This window comes from Roseicyclus marinus (genome assembly GCF_036322625.1).
GTDB lineage: Bacteria > Pseudomonadota > Alphaproteobacteria > Rhodobacterales > Rhodobacteraceae > Roseicyclus > Roseicyclus marinus_A.
The window spans coordinates 2,672,966-2,689,509 of sequence record NZ_AP027266.1 but is presented as its reverse complement, the minus strand read 5'-3'; the positions used below and the strand labels follow the sequence as shown (position 1 = coordinate 2,689,509).

16 protein-coding genes are annotated in these 16,544 nt (G+C 66.0%); 14 read left to right on the top strand and 2 right to left on the bottom strand.

Features of this window, described 5'->3' with window-relative positions:
* Positions 1-739 precede the first annotated feature (739 nt).
* Positions 740-1,345, top strand: a complete 606-nt coding sequence (locus AABA51_RS12875) for a response regulator (protein WP_338272322.1) — start codon at positions 740-742, stop codon at positions 1,343-1,345.
* A 6-nt stretch (positions 1,346-1,351) separates the two neighbouring features.
* On the opposite strand, the gene AABA51_RS12870 is transcribed toward AABA51_RS12875, so the two are convergent.
* Positions 1,352-1,978, bottom strand: coding sequence for a hypothetical protein (locus AABA51_RS12870; RefSeq protein WP_338272321.1), 627 nt, complete (start codon positions 1,976-1,978; stop codon positions 1,352-1,354).
* A 218-nt stretch (positions 1,979-2,196) separates the two neighbouring features.
* On the opposite strand from AABA51_RS12870, the gene AABA51_RS12865 reads away from it, so the two are divergent.
* Positions 2,197-2,880: a fumarylacetoacetate hydrolase family protein gene (locus tag AABA51_RS12865; RefSeq protein ID WP_425328811.1), complete on the top strand. Its 684-nt coding sequence runs from the start codon at positions 2,197-2,199 to the stop codon at positions 2,878-2,880.
* 36 nt (positions 2,881-2,916) lie between these two features.
* Here the strand turns inward: AABA51_RS12865 and AABA51_RS12860 are convergent, their stop codons facing one another.
* Positions 2,917-4,011, bottom strand: a complete 1,095-nt coding sequence (locus AABA51_RS12860; protein ID WP_338272320.1) for an ester cyclase — start codon at positions 4,009-4,011, stop codon at positions 2,917-2,919.
* 186 nt (positions 4,012-4,197) lie between these two features.
* Here AABA51_RS12860 and AABA51_RS12855 point away from each other — a divergent pair, with 186 nt between their 5' ends.
* From AABA51_RS12855 to AABA51_RS12800, 12 genes are all read left to right on the top strand, one after another.
* Positions 4,198-5,454, top strand: coding sequence for an ABC transporter substrate-binding protein (locus AABA51_RS12855; RefSeq protein ID WP_338272319.1), 1,257 nt, complete (start codon positions 4,198-4,200; stop codon positions 5,452-5,454).
* 162 nt (positions 5,455-5,616) lie between these two features.
* Positions 5,617-6,639, top strand: a complete 1,023-nt coding sequence (locus tag AABA51_RS12850) for a carbohydrate ABC transporter permease (protein ID WP_338272318.1) — start codon at positions 5,617-5,619, stop codon at positions 6,637-6,639.
* A 13-nt stretch (positions 6,640-6,652) separates the two neighbouring features.
* Positions 6,653-7,537, top strand: coding sequence for a carbohydrate ABC transporter permease (locus AABA51_RS12845; RefSeq protein WP_338272317.1), 885 nt, complete (start codon positions 6,653-6,655; stop codon positions 7,535-7,537).
* A gap of 5 nt (positions 7,538-7,542) precedes the next feature.
* Positions 7,543-8,595, top strand: coding sequence for an ABC transporter ATP-binding protein (locus tag AABA51_RS12840; protein ID WP_338272316.1), 1,053 nt, complete (start codon positions 7,543-7,545; stop codon positions 8,593-8,595).
* A gap of 26 nt (positions 8,596-8,621) precedes the next feature.
* Positions 8,622-9,932, top strand: coding sequence for a histidinol dehydrogenase (hisD, locus tag AABA51_RS12835; protein WP_338272314.1), 1,311 nt, complete (start codon positions 8,622-8,624; stop codon positions 9,930-9,932).
* A complete protein-coding gene (locus AABA51_RS12830; RefSeq protein ID WP_338272312.1) occupies positions 9,929-10,993 on the top strand; it encodes an ester cyclase in 1,065 nt (354 codons plus the stop codon). The genes hisD and AABA51_RS12830 overlap by 4 nt, the downstream gene beginning before the upstream one ends.
* Positions 10,993-11,757 (top strand): SDR family NAD(P)-dependent oxidoreductase, encoded by a 765-nt coding sequence (locus tag AABA51_RS12825; protein ID WP_425328844.1) that lies wholly within the window; start codon positions 10,993-10,995, stop codon positions 11,755-11,757. The genes AABA51_RS12830 and AABA51_RS12825 overlap by 1 nt, the downstream gene beginning before the upstream one ends.
* Entirely contained in the window at positions 11,754-12,779 is a 1,026-nt protein-coding gene (locus AABA51_RS12820) for a LacI family DNA-binding transcriptional regulator (RefSeq protein ID WP_338272310.1), read from the top strand. Before AABA51_RS12825 ends, AABA51_RS12820 begins: the two co-directional genes overlap by 4 nt.
* Positions 12,776-13,777, top strand: coding sequence for an ester cyclase (locus AABA51_RS12815; protein WP_338272309.1), 1,002 nt, complete (start codon positions 12,776-12,778; stop codon positions 13,775-13,777). Before AABA51_RS12820 ends, AABA51_RS12815 begins: the two co-directional genes overlap by 4 nt.
* Positions 13,774-14,739 (top strand): cupin domain-containing protein, encoded by a 966-nt coding sequence (locus tag AABA51_RS12810; RefSeq protein ID WP_338272308.1) that lies wholly within the window; start codon positions 13,774-13,776, stop codon positions 14,737-14,739. The genes AABA51_RS12815 and AABA51_RS12810 overlap by 4 nt, the downstream gene beginning before the upstream one ends.
* Complete coding sequence (locus tag AABA51_RS12805) at positions 14,739-15,860, top strand: cobalamin-independent methionine synthase II family protein (protein WP_338272306.1); 1,122 nt, start codon at positions 14,739-14,741, stop codon at positions 15,858-15,860. Before AABA51_RS12810 ends, AABA51_RS12805 begins: the two co-directional genes overlap by 1 nt.
* Complete coding sequence (locus AABA51_RS12800) at positions 15,857-16,543, top strand: alpha/beta fold hydrolase (RefSeq protein ID WP_338272305.1); 687 nt, start codon at positions 15,857-15,859, stop codon at positions 16,541-16,543. Before AABA51_RS12805 ends, AABA51_RS12800 begins: the two co-directional genes overlap by 4 nt.
* The last annotated feature ends 1 nt before the right edge of the window (position 16,544 follow it).

The window sequence follows — 16,544 nt, the reverse complement described above, 5'->3', positions numbered from 1 at the left end:
GCTTCTGTCGGTGCGGCCACGAGCCGGTGATCCCTGAACGAACCCGAACCGATGGGCAAAGAAACCTGCACGAAAGCACATGGGCGGGCGGGAAAAACCCGCCATGTCGTCCCGATTGGGCATACGGCCCGGACCAAGGGATACGGTACAGCGACGGCCCGGGCATGGTCCTGCCCCGGCTGCGCGCAGCTTGGGGCCAACACTGCCCCTAATCACAACACCCGATCACATCACCCGATCGGAACCATGCCCCGAGGGGCGCGGATCTGGCGAAACGGCTGAGCCCTGATCATGCCACGGTACGGCGCGCGCGGTGTGGTGCCGTATTCCCGCCCGGATGCTGTCGAAGTCGGCCCGTCCTTCGGGGCGACGCCCGCACCTTTGGCTGACCTTCGGCGTTCGTCCGCGTGCTGGCCATCACCATACTTGCAAGGCGCAACTATAGTCCAGTCTTCAATTTTGGCTCTGAAAACGAAACTTAGGGGTCCGTGCGGCATGGGCCGAAGGACCCGATGCAAGCCCATGTATTGGCGTTGCAAATCGGATTCCGACCCGTTCGGCCGGGCCGCGCGCAGGGCAAAAGCTTGCTTTCGACAAAAAAGGCGATCTTTTTGTCGGTCCAATGTTTTTTTAGTAGGACTGTCTCGAATTCTGCGACCACCTGTCGTAGACTCAACTTACGTTGTGTTCGTACTAGCCAGCTCGCGTGTTTTGAGGGCACCCAAGTTGGAGCGACTCCATGAAAATCCTGATCGCTGATGATCACGCGCTGCTTGCGCAAGCCATTTCCGAAAGCCTGTCCCGTACCTCTGCTTTCGAAGTCTCCATCACCTTCACGCTTCAAGGCACGCTCGACGAGCTGAGCCTTGCGCAATACGACGTCATCATGCTCGACCTGCGCATGCCCGGCATGCATGGCCTGGCCAGCATCACCGAGGTGATCGCCAAGGCCGGCGACGGCAAGGTTGTGCTTTTTGCCGGTCAGGTCGACCGCCAGTTCCTCGACGATGCCATCACGCTCGGGGTGAAGGGCTTCATTCCCAAGACCCTGCCGCTCAAGTCGCTCGAGATCGCCCTGCGGCTGATCGCGACCGGGCAGACCTTCATCCCCCATGCCGAGCCGTCGGCCGCGGTTCAGGTGGACGACAAGCGCCCGCCGCTGTCTGATCGCGAGATCCATGTGCTGCGCCTTGCCGCCGATGGCGAGACCAACAAGGAAATCGCCCGCGAGATCGCGAATACCGAGACGCAGGTGAAGATGATCATGCGCAACATCTGCATGAAGCTGGCCGCGCGCAACCGCGCCCATGCCTGCATCATCGCCCGCGAACGCATGCTGATCTGAGGGCCGTCAGGTCGAGAGCCGCACCGGCGCGAGCGGGTCGTTTTGTGGCCCGCCCGCAATCCTGCTGCCCTGATCCGCGCGGTCCAAAAGCTGCACGCGCATGTGGCGGTGGTTGCTCAGCGCCGCAGCCAGCGCCATGGCAAGCTGCGGGCGCGTCACGGGCAGCCGGATGCTCGCATCGGCGATCAGCGCCCGTTCGCACGACAGGTCCAGCCGCGAAAAGGTGACCGAGCCCATCACGACGGGCAGGTCGGGCGCATCTTGCCGGAACTGCGCCAATGCGGTGATCGCCGCGTCGAGGTCCGTGAAATAGTCGATCCCGACCAGCACGATCTTGTCCTCGACCAGATGCCCTGCGCGCTGCCCCGCATCGCCCAGGCCGCTGCACATCTCGACCCCGCCTGTATGCTCGTCGAGCCAGCCCGCATGTTCGAGCACCTGGCAGGAGGGATCGGCCACCATGAGGATCTTGCGGGCGCAGACCTCCGCCCCCAGAAGATGCGCCGCAGCCGCGCGCAGATCGGATGGCGGGGCGTCACGGGTCTCGGGCGGCATGGCCGTCTCGGCGGCCTTGCCGGCGTGATCGCCCGAAAGCGCGCTCACCCATCCCTTGAGACCCTGCCAAACCGCCATGCGCGATCACTCCGCTATCCGGCGAATCATGCCCAAAAACCGGAACGAGCGCGATCTATCGTAAGATCGCGGGGCCAACCTTAGTTTTGCCGGCGCGCCGCGCGCGTGCATGCTGTTGCGATCCGTCCCGCAATCGACGAATGACAGGGGGCAAGACCGCCACAGGTGACCCGGCGCGAACGCCCGGCGGCGCAAGTCAAGGAGCAAGGAAGCAGGCCATGTCCGATCCCGTCATCCCCGCCCCGCAGGTGCCCATGATCCCGACCCAAGGCGGCGGTGCCTTCCCGGTGCGGCGGGTCTATTGCATCGGGCGCAACTTTGCCGCCCATGCGGTCGAGATGGGCCATGACCCCGACCGCGAACCGCCCTTCTTCTTCCAGAAGAACCCCGACAATCTCGATCCGTCGGGCCTTTTTCCCTATCCCGCGCGCTCGCAGGACGTGCATCACGAGGTCGAGCTGCTCGTCGCGCTCAAATCGGGCGGCACCGACATCCCGATCGAGACCGCGCTCGATCATGTCTGGGGCTATGGCATCTGTCTCGACATGACGCGGCGCGACCTGCAAGGCGAGGCGAAAAAGCTCGGGCGCCCGTGGGAGATCGGCAAGGCCGTGGAACGGTCCGGCCCGGTCGGCCCCCTGCATCCGGTCGCGCAGACCGGGCATCTGGGTCGGGGCGAGATCACGCTGCACGTGAATGGCGAGCTCAGGCAATCTGGCGACCTGAACCAGATGATCTGGAAGGTTCCAGAGATGATTTCCTATCTCTCGCAGTATTTCGAACTGGCGGCGGGCGACGTGATCATGGCGGGCACGCCCGCAGGCGTCGGCCCGGTCCAGCGCGGCGACCGGATGGAGGCCCGGATCGAAGGTTTGGGCGAGCTTTCGGTGACGGTCGTCTGACCCTCTGCCGCCGCGCCGCGCTGTGGGGCCCGGCCCTCAGCGCGGGGGCTTGGCCCCATGTGGTCCGAGCGCGCGCGCCATCACGTCGACACCCATCTGGCGAAACAGGTCCAGCATGTCGAGCGGCACCCAGTTCTCGCGGATCAGCCCTTCGTGGTGCAGGTAGAAATCCATCACCCGCATGAAGACCGGCTTGCCCGTGGGCGGCATCCCGCAAAAGCCCCCGCCCATATGCATCGCATAGACCGAGGGCCAGCCGCCCGTGACCGAATAGGGCCCGTCGCCGATGCGGATGTAATGGCCCGCGCCATGGCGGGCGCGTTCGGCGGTCACCTCTTCGAACGTGCCCTGCGGCCGGTGAAAGGCCACGCGGAACGGCATTTGATGACCATCGACGAACCCGTCGAGCCCCCGCGTCGTGCCGATGCCTGCCGGCCCGTACCACATCATCTTTGGGTGCCAATGCTCGCGCTGGGGCATGGCGATCAGCGCCTCGCGCGACAGCCGGCCCCGGTCGTCGAATTCGGCCAGCGTCTTGTGCATCGCCAGCGTCTGTTCGAGGCTGTCACGTCCCAGCACAGGGTCCGAGGGGTCCAGCCTGACGCCATCGGCCGTGATCGGTCCCTGCCACGGCTCCTCGACCCCGAGCGAGGGGGCAAGGGGCCACAGCCCCGCCTGCCGCATCAGGTCGAGCACATCCCACAACAGGTTGGCCTGCACCACCTGTCCCGCCTCGTCGATCTGCCAGACCTCGCCATAGCGCAGCGTCACGGTCTTGCCGGTGGCGGGGATGCCCAGCCAATCGCCCCGCATCGTGCCGCAATAATGGCCCATCGCGGCAAAGTAGCGCCGCCCGAGATAGCAGCCGCCGACCAGGATCAGGTCGCGGCGCTCCAGGTCGGGCAGGGCGGTCTTGAGCGGCCACCAGACACCGGCCAGCGCCGCCGCATTGCCCGCCATCTCGTTCATCGGATGGGCCACCCGCCACTGCGCATCGGGCCGCGCCATCCGGGCCAAAGCCTCGGCCATCTTGGCCGGAGAGGCTTCGGCCAGCGCGTCCAGCTGGCTCTTGAAGGCGGTTCGGGTCGCGCTGTCGGGCGAGGCGTCGGGGGCAAATCCATCTGACAACACGGGTGTCTTTCCTTTGGCTGTCGGGTCCTGTCCGCGCAGCCTTGGCCGAGCGCCGCGGGGCGCGCAACTTTTTTCTTGCATACGCATGCAAAAACCTTGAGCCTACATCCGGGAGCCAGCCGCTTTTGGCGATTCCCGTGCGGATCTGCCGCCGGTGAAACGGGCGCCTCGAACAGGGAGAAAGACATGAACAAGACGCTTCGCGGGCTGACGCTTTCGGCCCTTCTGGGGGGCAGCGCGCTGGCCATGACGGCGGGCGCGGCGCTCGCCGATTGCGGCATCACTGAAGGCCGCGTTTCCATCATCGGCAATGAATTCCCGGCGATCCAGGCGGTCGCGGCCCGTGCGGCCGAATGCGCCGCCGGCGGCGTGGAGGTGAACGCAAACCTCACCTCGCAGCACCAGACGCTGAACGTGGCGGGCATGTCCACGACGCCCCCCGAATACACCAGCGCGATCATCGCGAATTCGTCCATCGTGGCGCTGATCAACGACGACGTGATCCGCCCGCTGAACGATCTGGTGGCGGCCCATGGCGAGGGCATCCAGCCCCATCAGCTGATCACCATCGACGGTGACATCATGGCGGTCGCCTTCATGGCCAATGCCCAGCACCTCGTCTACCGCGAGGATGTGCTGAACGATCTGGGGCTTGCCGTGCCCACCACCTACGAGGAAGTTCTCGCCGCCGCCGAACAGATCCGCGCCGCGGGCGTGATGCAATACCCGGTCGGCGGGGCCTACGCGGCGGGCTGGAACCTCGCGCAGGAATTCGTGAACATGTATCTCGGTCATGGCGGGCAGTTCTTTGCCCCCGGCTCGGCCGAAGTGACCATCAACAACGAGGCCGGTGTCGCCGCGCTCGAGATGATGGCCGCGCTCAGCGCATACATGAACCCCGATTTCCTGACCCATGACAGCAACGCCACCTCGACCGAATGGATGGCGGGCAACGTGGCGCTGATGAACATGTGGGGCTCGCGCACGCAGGTCCTGATGGAACCCGAAGGCTCCGCGCCCGAGGTCCATACCAACACCCGCGTCGGTGGCCCGCTCATGGTGGGCGACAGCGGCGTGCCTGCCACGACGCTCTGGTGGGATGGCTGGACGGTGGCCAAGAACGCCTCCGACGCCGATGCAGAGGCGACCTTCCGCGCGCTCGCCCATGCGATCCAGCCCGGTCTCCTGAACGACGAGACCCAAGCCATGGCCGTCTGGATGATCGAAGGCTACGAGCCGACGCCGGTGTCCTCGGGGGTTCTGGCCACGATCTCGGCACAGGCGCAGCCCTATCCGATGCTGCCCTACATGGGGCTCTTGCACACGGCGCTGGGCGACAACATCGCGCCCTTCCTGCAGGGCCGCGCCAGCGCCACCGAGGTGCTGGAGGCCGTCGAGGCCGCCTATACCTCGGCCGCGCGTGAACGTGGCTTCCTGAACTGAGGCTTTGCCCGGGCATCGGCGGCGGTCTCTCGCCCCGCCGATGCCAATCCCCTGCTTTCCCGACTTTCGCGCGGCCCCTTTCGGGGTGGCCGGACCGCCGCTGACCCCATCGCGGGCGCAGGCCACCCGCCTGCCGCACCCCGACGACAGCAGGACGCCGACATGAAACACCGCACCTTCTTCTGGTTCTTCCTGCCGACGGCGGCCGCGATGCTTCTGTTCATCGCCTTTCCCATCGTCTCGGTGCTGATCCAGTCGGTCTATGCGCCGCATGAGCAGGTGATCATCGAGGTGGAAAACTGCGGCCCCTTCGGCTGCACCACCACCACGACCGTCGATCAGGAGGCGACCCGCGCCCTGCGCGAGGCGCAGCCGATGGGCCGGTTCGTTGGGCTCGACATCTATTTCAACCGCGCGCATCTGGCCGTGTCCGAGATCGGCACGCTCTGGGCCAATGCGCCCGATCTGGGCACGTTCTTTTCGCGGCTTCTGGGCCTGCCCTTCTACGGCGCGCTGTCCTTCACGTTGACCTACACCTTCCTCGTGACGCCCTTTTCGCTGATGCTGGGCTTTGTCATCGCGCTGTCGGTCAATGCGCTGCCCCGCATCCTGCGCGGCCCGACGATCTTTTTCTCGCTCCTGCCGATGATCGTGACGCCGCTGGTGGGGGGGCTGATCCTGTTCTGGATGATCGACAGCCGGGGCGTTCTGGGGGCCTTTTTCCAGTATCTCAGCGGCGATCCCGACCTGTCGGTCAAGGCATCGACCCCGATGATGTGGGTGATGCTGATCGTCTACGGCATCTGGTCATCCGCCCCTTTCGCTTTCGTCGTCTATTACGCGGGGCTTCAGACCGTGCCGCAGGACACGCTGGAATCGGCCATGATCGACGGGGCGACGCGCTGGCAGCGCATCCGCTACGTGATGCTGCCCCATCTTCTGCCGCTCACGACCTTCATGGCGCTGATCAAGATCATGGACAATTTCCGGGTCTTCGAGCCGATCATCAGCTTTCAGGCCAGCGCCCATGCGCAATCGCTGAGCTATTTCATCTATTCCGACCTTGGCGGCGAAACGCGGCTCCTGTCGTCGGCTGCGGCGACATCGGTGCTCACGATCATCGGCATCGTGATCTTGCTGTCGCCGGTTCTTGTGCGCACCTGGCGCAGTTTCGGCAAGGCCTGAGAGGGGAACCACCATGTCCACCAGCATCGCCGACCGCCGCCCCGCGACCCTGCGCGTAGCCCTTGGCGCCTTCCTCGTCTTCTGGCTCGTCCTTGCGGCCTTTCCCTTTCTCTGGACGCTCTGGGGCTCCTTCAAGGTCGAGGGCGATTTCTTTTCCCGCGCCGACTGGATGAACGCGATCTTCGGCACCCTGACCGTGGCAGAAACCGGCGCGCCCTTCACAGGTGACGGCTATTACGGCGCCTGGGTGCAGGAAGAATTCTGGCGCGCGGGCCTCAATACCGTGATCGTCACCGTGTCGGTGGTGGTCATCTCCCTGACCTTCGGCACGCTCGGGGGCTATGCGCTGTCGCGCTCGCCCTATCGCTATGCCTTCTGGCTCCTGATCCTCGCACTGGTCTTCCGCGCCATGCCGCCGATCACGCTTGTGTCGGGCTATCTGCTTCCCTTCTTCGAATGGAACCTCTGGGGGCATCTGCCGACCACCATCATCGTGCTTGTCGCGATCAACCAGCCCTTCACGCTCTGGATGCTGACGAGCTTCTTCCGCAACATCCCCAAGGATCTCGATGAAAGCGCCATGGTCGATGGCTGTTCGCGCTTCCAGGCGTTCCGGCATGTCATCATCCCGGTGATGTGGCCGGGCGTCATCACCACGGGGCTCTTTTCCTTCCTTCTTGCCTATAACGATTTTGCCGTCACCTCGATGCTGCTTTCGCGCGAGAACCTGACCATGGTGCCCAAGATCGAAAGCTTCCTCGGCACCACCCAGACGCGTGGCAACGTGATGTTCGCCGTCGCCTCGGTCGTGTCGGTGACTGCTCCCCTCTTCATCCTCGTGATGTTCTTCCAGCGCCAGATCGTCAGCGGCCTGACCGCCGGCGCCGTGAAAGGATAACCAACATGGCCGATATCCAGTTGCAGAACCTGTCCAAACGCTGGGGCACCTTTGTCGGCGTGCAGACGATGAACCTGCATATCGCGGACGGGGAATTCCTCGTGCTGCTGGGGCCCTCGGGCTGCGGCAAGACCACGACGATGCGCATGATCGCGGGGCTCGAGGATGCGACCGAGGGCGACATCCTGATCGGCGGCGCCCGCGTCAACGATCTGGAACCCAAGGATCGCGACATCGCCATGGTGTTCCAGTCCTACGGGCTTTACCCGACCATGACCGTCTATGAGAACATCCGCTTCCCGCTCAAGGTGCGCGGCATCCCGCAATCCGAACATCACGAGCGGGTCATGCGCGCATCGGCCACGGTGGAACTGGACGATTTCCTGCAACGCAAACCGGCGGCTCTGTCGGGCGGGCAGCGGCAGCGCGTGGCGCTGGCGCGTGCCATCGTCCGCAAGCCCAAGGTGTTCCTGATGGACGAGCCCCTGTCGAACCTCGACGCGAAACTCCGCGTCTCGACCCGGGCGCAGATCAAGAACCTGCACCACGAGCTCAAGACCACGACGATCTACGTCACCCATGACCAGATCGAGGCGATGACGCTCGCCGACCGTGTCGTCGTGATGAACAAGGGTGCGGTCCAACAGGTCGGAACGCCGCTCGACATCTACGACCGGCCCGCCAATACCTTTGTCGCGGGCTTCATCGGCAGCCCGGCGATGAACCTGATCGAGGGGCGGATGACAGGTGGCGTGTTCGAGGCGGATCGCGTCCGCATCCCGGGGTTTACCGGCATCGCCGATGGCCCCGTCACGCTGGGCTTCCGGGCCGAGGATGCGCGCATTGCTGAGAGCGGCGAAATCGCGGCCCCCGTCTATTCGATGGAGCTTTTGGGCGATGCCTCCATGGCCACGGTTCAGGCCGGCGGCGCGCTGGTGGCGATCAAGGCCGCAAAGGATTTCATGGCCCAGATCGGTCAGCCTATTGCCGCCCATGTTCCGGCCGATATCTGCCACCTGTTCGACGCGGCCACGGGCCAGCGGATCGAACGCCCCTGACCCGTTCTGCCAAGGAAGAGACAGACATGGCCATCACCCACCTTAAATCCGGCAAACCCGAAGCCGAGCGCGCCGAGGATGACGCCGCCGTCCGCGCGACCGTCGAAAGCATCCTCAAGGATATCGAGGCGCGCGGCGATGCGGCGATATCGGATCTCAGCCAGAAATTCGATGGCGTCACCCGCCCGGGCTTCCGCCTGACCGCCTCCGAGATCGAGGCGGCGGTGAACCGCGTCTCGACCCGCGACATGGAGGATATCCGCTTCGCGCAGGACCAGATCCGCCGTTTCGCGCAGGCGCAGCGCGCCTCCATGACCGATATCGAGATCGAAACGCTGCCGGGCGTGATCCTTGGCCACAAGAACATCCCCGTGCAATCGGTCGGCTGCTACGTGCCGGGCGGCAAGTTTCCGATGGTCGCCTCGGCCCATATGTCGGTTCTGACGGCCTCGGTCGCGGGTGTGCCGCGCATCGTGGCCAGCGCCCCCCCGGTCAAGGGCGAACCCCATCCCGCCATCGTGGCCGCGATGCACATGGGTGGCGCGCATGAAATCTACATGTTGGGCGGCATCCAGGCGGTGGGTGCCATGGCCATCGGCACCGAAACGATCGAACCCGTCCACATGCTCGTCGGTCCCGGCAATGCTTTCGTGGCCGAGGCCAAGCGCCAGCTTTACGGCCGCGTCGGCATCGACCTGTTCGCCGGTCCGACCGAAACCATGGTGATCGCCGACGATACCGTCGATGCGGAGCTTTGCGCCACCGACCTCCTGGGGCAGGCCGAACATGGCTACAATTCGCCCGCCTGCCTGATCACCAATTCCCGCAAACTGGCCGAGGCGACCCTGGTCGAGATCGACCGCCTGCTCGCCATCCTGCCCACCCGCGACACCGCCGCCGTCAGCTGGCGCGATTATGGCGACGTGATCCTGTGCGACACCCATGACGAGATGCTCAAGGTCGCCAATGACATGGCCTATGAACATGTGCAGGTCATGACCGACCGCGATGATTGGTATCTCGAGAACATGCACAGCTATGGCGCGCTGTTCCTGGGGCCGCGCACCAATGTCGCCAATGGCGACAAGGTCATCGGCACCAACCACACCCTGCCCACGAAAAAGGCGGGCCGCTATACCGGCGGGCTCTGGGTGGGCAAGTTCCTCAAGACCCACAGCTACCAGCGCGTCACGACCGATGCTGCGGCGGCGATGATCGGCGAATACGGCTCGCGGCTCTGCATGCTCGAGGGTTTCGTGGGCCATGCCGAACAATGCAACATCCGGGTGCGCCGCTACGGCGGCAAGAACGTGCCCTACGGGGTCGCCGCCGAATGACGCCCGAGGCGCTCAAATCGCTGATCGCGCCTTTGCGGGCCGCCGCCGCCACCGCGACGGCGGATGGCCTGCGGGGCGCGCTTGGGGATGTCATGGCGCCGGATGCCGATCTGCGGCTCTGCCATCCCTTCGGCGATCTGACCGGGCCGGAGGCGCTCTTCGACACCTGCTATGCGCCGCTTCTGGCCGCCATGCCCGATCTGGAACGCCGAGACATGATCGTCATGGCGGGAACCACGCCCGAGGGTCAGGATTGGGTGGGTTGCATGGGCAATTACATGGGGACCTTCACCGCCCCCTTTCTCGGCATCCGCCCGACCGGGCATCTGGCCCATATGCGCTACCACGAATTCTTCCGGGTAGAGGAGGGGCGCATCACCCAGATGCAGGCGATCTGGGACATTCCCGAACTGATGATGCTGGCAGGCGTCTGGCCCATGCCCCCGCAGCTCGGGGCCTATCTGGCCACGCCCGCGCCGATGTCGGGGGATGGGCTGTCGGTCGCGGGCGACGGGGCACTGGCCATGGATCACGTCATCGCCATGCTCACCGATCTGTGCCGCCACCCGGGCAATCCCGACCCGGCAATCATGCAGCTCGACCGCTACTGGCACCCAAGGTTCAACTGGTATGGCCCTGCGGGGATCGGCACCGCGCGCGGCACCGCCGGTTTCCGCAACTGGCACCAGATCCCCTTTCTCCAAGCCATGCCCGACCGCAAGCTCGACGCCTTGGGCGACCTGATGTCCCACTGGATCGGAGAGGGCGATTACGTCTGCGAAACCGGCTGGCCCAACATGCGCCTGACCATTTCGCAAGACGGCTGGATGGGCATCGCCCCCGCAGGCCGCGAGGTTTTCTTGCGCAGCCTCGATTTCTGGCGGCTCGAGAACGGCCTGATCCGCGAGAACTGGGTTCTGGTCGATCTGCTCGATCTCTACCGGCAGATCGGCGTCGACGTTCTGGCGCGGATGGCGATGTTCAACAAGGCGCGCAATCTCGGGCCGATCGATCTGCCGGGCGGCATGGAGCCTGTCGCAGGCGCGGGGGGGACGGCATGATCGATCTGCCCCAAACCCCCTCCTTCCGGCTCGATGGCCTGCGCGCGCTCGTCACCGGTGCCTCCTCCGGCATCGGGCTTGGCGCTGCCGCCGCGCTGGCAGGGGCGGGGGCGCATGTCACGCTCGTCGCCCGCCGTCAGGCCGAGCTTGACGCCGTGGCCGAGGCGATCCGGGCTGCGGGCGGGCAGGCGCAGACGCTCGCCCTCGACATCACCGATATCGCCGTCACCGCCGATGCCGTCGCGGCCCACGGCCCCTTCGACATCCTCGTCAATTCGGCGGGGCTCGCCCGCCACGCCCCCGCGCTCGACACCACGCCCGAGGATTACGACGCCGTCATGGGCCTGAACCTGCGGGCCGCGCATTTCCTGACCCGCGCCGTGGCGCGCGGCCTGATCGACGCGGGCAAACCCGGCAGCCTGATCACCATCTCCAGCCAGATGGGCCATGTCGGCGGCCCCGACCGCAGCGTCTATTGCGCCTCCAAGCACGCGATCGAGGGGATGACCAAGGCGATGGCGCTCGAATGGGCCCCGCATGGCATCCGCGTGAACACGGTCTGCCCCACCTTCATCCGCACGCCCCTTGGCGAACAGACGCTCAAGGACCCCGCGAAAAAGGCGTGGATCCTGTCCAAGATCAAGCTCGGCCGCGTGGGCGAGATCGCCGATATCATGGGGCCGGTGGTCTTTCTCGCCTCGCCTGCCGCAGCCCTCATCACCGGCACCCATCTTCTGGTCGACGGCGGGTGGACCGCCGAATGAGTGACGCGCCCGCCAAGGTCACCGCCCATGATGTCGCGCGGCTCGCGGGTGTCAGCCAATCGGCGGTGAGCCGGGTCTTCACCCCCGGTGCCTCCGCCAGCAAGGCGACCGTGGCCAAGGTGCGCGCGGCGGCCGAACAGCTGGGCTATCGCCCCGATCCGCTTGCACGCGCCATGATCACGGGCCGCACCCGGATCATCGGGCTGGTCGTGGCCTATCTCGAAAACCAGTTCTACCCCGTGGCGCTCGAACGCCTCAGCCGCGCGCTGCAGGATCGCGGCTACCACATCCTCGTCTTCATGGCCGAGAACTCGACCGAAAAGGTGGCCGAGGTGGTGCAGGAACTGATCGATTACCGCGTCGACGGGATCATCACCGCCTCCGTCTCCATGTCCAACGACCTGACCGCGCGGCTTCTGGCGCTGGGCATTCCGGTGGTGAACTTCAACCGGGGCCAGGATGATGCGCGGCTGACCGACATCACGTCGGACAATGTCGCGGGCGGGCGGCGCGCCACCGAATTCCTGATCGCGGGCGGCCACACACGCATCGCCCATGTGATGGGCTGGCAGGGGTCCTCGACCGGCCGCGACCGCGCCGAAGGGTTCCGGCAGGCGATGGAGGCCGCAGGTCTTGCCCCGATCGCGATGGTCGACGGCATGTATGCCCGCGACACCGCCGCCGCCGTCGCCCGCGAATTGTGCCAAGGCCCCAACCGCCCCGATGCGATCTTCGTCGGCAACGATCACATGGCTTTCGCCGTGATGGATGAATTGCGCTTCGGCCTCGGTCTCGACGTGCCGGGCGACATCTCGATCGTGGGCTATGACGATGTGCCCATGGCCGCCTGGCCCGCCTATGACCTGACCACGATCCGCCAACCCGTCAACCGCATGGTGGGCGCCACGGCGGAGGCGCTGCTTGGCCTGATCGAGGGCACGGCCAGCCCCCAGAAAACCCGCATCGACGGCCCGCTGATGGTGCGCCGCTCGGCCCGCATTCCACAAGGATACAAGCCATGAAGGGCTTTTCGAACCGCTGGAGCGATTTTCCCGATTATATCCTCGGGATCACCCGCGACATCTGGGAAGGCCGCGACATCGCGGGCCTGAACCATTGGTACGCCCCCGACATCCCGGTCCGCACACCCATGGGGGTGGCCACCGGCAATGCGGGCGTCATCGCCTCGACCATGGCGACCCTGCACGAATTCCCCGACCGCGAATTGCTGGGCGAGGATGTGATCTGGTCCGAAACCGATGGGCATTACCTCTCGTCCCACCGTATCCTGTCGACCGGCACTCACAGCGCCGACGGTTATTTCGGTGCCGCGACGGGGCGGCGCTTCGCCGTGCGCGTCATCGCCGATTGCGCGGCACGGGCCGATGTCATCGACGACGAATGGCTGGTGCGCGACAATGGCGGGCTGATCCGCCAGCTCGGGCGCGATCCCCGCGATTTCGCCCGCACCCTCATCACGCGCGAGGGCGGGCCGGAGACGGCAAACCGCCCCTTCACCCCCGCTGCCGATTGCCCCGGCTCCTATACCGGGCGCGGCAACGACAATCCCTGGGGCGCGCGCTATGCCGAAACGCTCACGCGGATCATGGCGGGCGATCTGGCCCATGTGACGGGCAGCCACGACCGCGCCGCACAAGCAGACCATGCAGGCGCCCGCCACCTGACAGGCGCACGCGCCATCGCCGACAGCTGGATGGGCTTGCGCGCATCCTTCCCCTCGGCGCGCTTCACCATCCACCACGTGATCGGGATGGAGGGCGGCCTGATGCCGCCGCGCGCCGCGATCCGCTGGTCGCTCGACGGCACCCACGACGGCTGGGGCGCCTTCGGCCCGCCCACCGGCGCGCCCGTCCATGTCATGGGCATGGCCCATGCCGAATTCGGCCCCTTCGGCCCCAATGGCCCGCGCGAGACCGGGGGACTGCGCCGCGAATGCGCGCTCTGGGACGAGATCGCGATCTGGAAACAAATCCTACTGCACACAGGTGACACGGAATGACCCCGCAAGAGATGGAAGCCCGCATCGTCCGCTACGGCGATCTCAGGCCCTGCAAGACCGCCTTCATCGACGCCCATACCCCCGGCTCGAACCAGAAGGAGAATTTCACCATCATCGGCGGCGGCGTCAGCGAAAGCCCCGATCAGCATGTCCATATCCGCGACACGCCCGGCTTCAACATCGGCGCGGCGGGCCAGCCACCCAAATGCCGCAACAGCCTGCACAGCCACCGCACCGCCGAGGTGTTTTTCGTCCTCAAGGGGCGCTGGCGCTTTTTCTGGGGCCGCTGGGGCACGGCGGGCGAGGTGGTGCTTGAAGAGGGCGACATCTTCAACATTCCCACCGGCATCTTTCGCGGCTTCGAGAATATCGGCACCGATTACGGGATGATCATGGCCATTCTGGGCGGTGACGACGCGGGCGGCGGCGTGATCTGGGCCCCGCAGGTGATCGAGGATGCGCGCGATCATGGCCTCGTTCTGGGCCGGAACGGCAAGCTCTACGACACCAAGCAGGGCCAGCACCTCCCCGATGGGGTGGATCCCATGCCGCTTCTGACCGATGCGGAACTGGCCGCTTTCCCCGAACCCACCACCGCCGATGTCGTGCCAGACTTCGTCGCCCGCTACTGGGACCTCATGGCGCTGTCCGACCGGCAGCCTGCCCGCGTGATCGCCGCCGATGGCGTCTTGCGCGACCGCCCCGGCTTCGAGGTCGAATTCCTCTCGCGCGGCTCGATCCCCGACACGCCCTACACCACCGAACGGCACGAGGTGCTGATGCCCATGCGCGGCCATTGGCGGCTGTCATGGGACGGCGGCGCGACCGTTCTCAACCCCGGCGACACCATGGCCGTGCCTCCCGGCATCGCGCGCAGCCTCACGCCTTCGATGACGGGCGAGGCCTCGCTCTACCGGGTGCGCAACACCGATGACCCCGCCGGCCTGACACGGAGATTGTGATGACCCTTCTTTCCACCCATGTCGGCAGCCTGCCGCGCAGCCAGAAGGTCGTGGATTTCCTCTTCGCCCGCGAACGCGGCGAGGATTACGACGCGGAGGCCTTCGACGCCTGCATGGCCGAGGCCGTGATGGAAAATGTCCGCCGCCAGAAAGAGGCAGGCATCGACATCGTCTCGGATGGCGAATGCTCCAAGATCAGCTACGCGACCTACGTGAAAGACCGCTACACCGGCTTTTCCGGCGACAGCCCGCGCAATGCGCCCGCCGATCTCAAGATGTTCCCGACCTTTCTCGACCGGCTGGCGAAATCGGGCGGCACGCCGACCTATGCGCGCCCGCAATGCACCGGCCCCGTGACCTCGAAAGGGCAGGGGGAGCTGCAAAAGGACATCACCAATCTCAAGGCCGCGATGGCCGCCCACGGGGTGGAACGCGGGTTCATGAACGCCGCCTCGCCCGGCGTCATCTCGCTGTTTTTGCAAAACGCCCATTACCCCGACCGCGCCGCCTATCTCGAGGCGCTGGCCGATGCGATGCGCGATGAATACAAGACGATCCTCGAGGCGGGTCTCGACCTGCAACTCGATTGCCCCGATCTCGCGCTGTCGCGGCACATGCTTTTCACCGATCTCAGCGATGCCGAATTCCTCGCGGTGGCCGAAACCCATGTCGCAGCGCTCGAACGCGCGCTGGACGGTCTGCCCACCGACCGGGTGCGGCTCCATATCTGCTGGGGCAATTACGAAGGGCCGCATTGCTGCGACATCGACATGGCCACGATGTTCCCGCTCCTGATGCGGGTGCCCGCGCGCTACGTCCTGTTCGAAACCGCCAATCCGCGCCACGGCCATGAATGGACCGTTTTCCGCGACCGGGCGGGGGATATCCCCTCGGACAAGGTGTTGGTGCCCGGTGCCGTCGACACGACCACGAATTTCATCGAACACCCCGATCTGGTCGCCCAGCGTCTGGAACGCTTCACGGCGATCGTGGGCAAGGACCGCGTGATCGCGGGCAGCGATTGCGGTTTCGGCACCTTCGCGGGCTTCGGTGCCGTCGATCCCGAGATCGCATGGGCCAAGCTCGCCACCCTGTCCGAAGGGGCAAGGCGCGCGGCATGACGCCCCTTGTCCTGATCCCCGGCATGATGTGCGACGCGCGCATGTGGGGAAAGCTGCCCGATGCGCTGGCCCCCCGGCCTGTGCATCACGCCCTGCCGGTGGAGGGCGAGAGCATCGCCGCCATGGCCGCGGCGATCCTGTCTGAGGCCCCGCCCCGTTTCGCGCTGGCGGGCCTGTCGATGGGCGGGATCGTGGCGATGGAGATGCTGGAACAAGCCCCCGACAGGGTCGAACGGCTGGCGCTTCTCGACACCAACCCGCTCGCCGAACGCGCGGAGGTCGCGGCCCGCCGCGCCCCCCAGATCGCGCGCGCTTTGTCAGGCGACCTCCGGGGCGTGATGCGCGATGAACTCAAACCCAATTACCTCGCCGATGCGGGCGATACCGCCACGCTCGACCTGTGTCTTTCCATGGCCGAGGCGCTGGGCCCCGAGGTGTTCCGCCGCCAGTCCATCGCGCTGCGGGACCGTGCCGACCGCACCGCGACACTTGCCCGCTTCACCGGTCCCGCGCTTGTCCTGATGGGGTCCGAGGACCGCCTCTGTCCCCGCGACCGCCACGACCTTATGCATGCGCTCATGCCGCAATCGCGGCTGGTGATCGTGCAGGGGGCGGGCCATCTGCCGCCGCTCGAAACCCCCATCCGCCTTCGCACCGCCCTCAAGGACTGGCTTTCCCCATGAC

Excerpts from the sequence above, each read along its gene's own strand:
- hisD (WP_338272314.1), top strand. The coding sequence starts at position 8,622 with ATGGCCATCACCCACCTTAAATCCGGCAAACCCGAAGCCGAGCGCGCC.
- AABA51_RS12800 (WP_338272305.1), top strand. The coding sequence starts at position 15,857 with ATGACGCCCCTTGTCCTGATCCCCGGCATGATGTGCGACGCGCGCATG.
- AABA51_RS12820 (WP_338272310.1), top strand. The coding sequence starts at position 11,754 with ATGAGTGACGCGCCCGCCAAGGTCACCGCCCATGATGTCGCGCGGCTC.
- AABA51_RS12810 (WP_338272308.1), top strand. The coding sequence starts at position 13,774 with ATGACCCCGCAAGAGATGGAAGCCCGCATCGTCCGCTACGGCGATCTC.
- AABA51_RS12855 (WP_338272319.1), top strand. The coding sequence starts at position 4,198 with ATGAACAAGACGCTTCGCGGGCTGACGCTTTCGGCCCTTCTGGGGGGC.
- AABA51_RS12870 (WP_338272321.1), bottom strand. The coding sequence starts at position 1,978 with ATGGCGGTTTGGCAGGGTCTCAAGGGATGGGTGAGCGCGCTTTCGGGC.
- AABA51_RS12865 (WP_425328811.1), top strand. The coding sequence starts at position 2,197 with ATGTCCGATCCCGTCATCCCCGCCCCGCAGGTGCCCATGATCCCGACC.
- AABA51_RS12845 (WP_338272317.1), top strand. The coding sequence starts at position 6,653 with ATGTCCACCAGCATCGCCGACCGCCGCCCCGCGACCCTGCGCGTAGCC.
- AABA51_RS12805 (WP_338272306.1), top strand. The coding sequence starts at position 14,739 with ATGACCCTTCTTTCCACCCATGTCGGCAGCCTGCCGCGCAGCCAGAAG.
- AABA51_RS12875 (WP_338272322.1), top strand. The coding sequence starts at position 740 with ATGAAAATCCTGATCGCTGATGATCACGCGCTGCTTGCGCAAGCCATT.
- AABA51_RS12815 (WP_338272309.1), top strand. The coding sequence starts at position 12,776 with ATGAAGGGCTTTTCGAACCGCTGGAGCGATTTTCCCGATTATATCCTC.
- AABA51_RS12840 (WP_338272316.1), top strand. The coding sequence starts at position 7,543 with ATGGCCGATATCCAGTTGCAGAACCTGTCCAAACGCTGGGGCACCTTT.
- AABA51_RS12850 (WP_338272318.1), top strand. The coding sequence starts at position 5,617 with ATGAAACACCGCACCTTCTTCTGGTTCTTCCTGCCGACGGCGGCCGCG.
- AABA51_RS12830 (WP_338272312.1), top strand. The coding sequence starts at position 9,929 with ATGACGCCCGAGGCGCTCAAATCGCTGATCGCGCCTTTGCGGGCCGCC.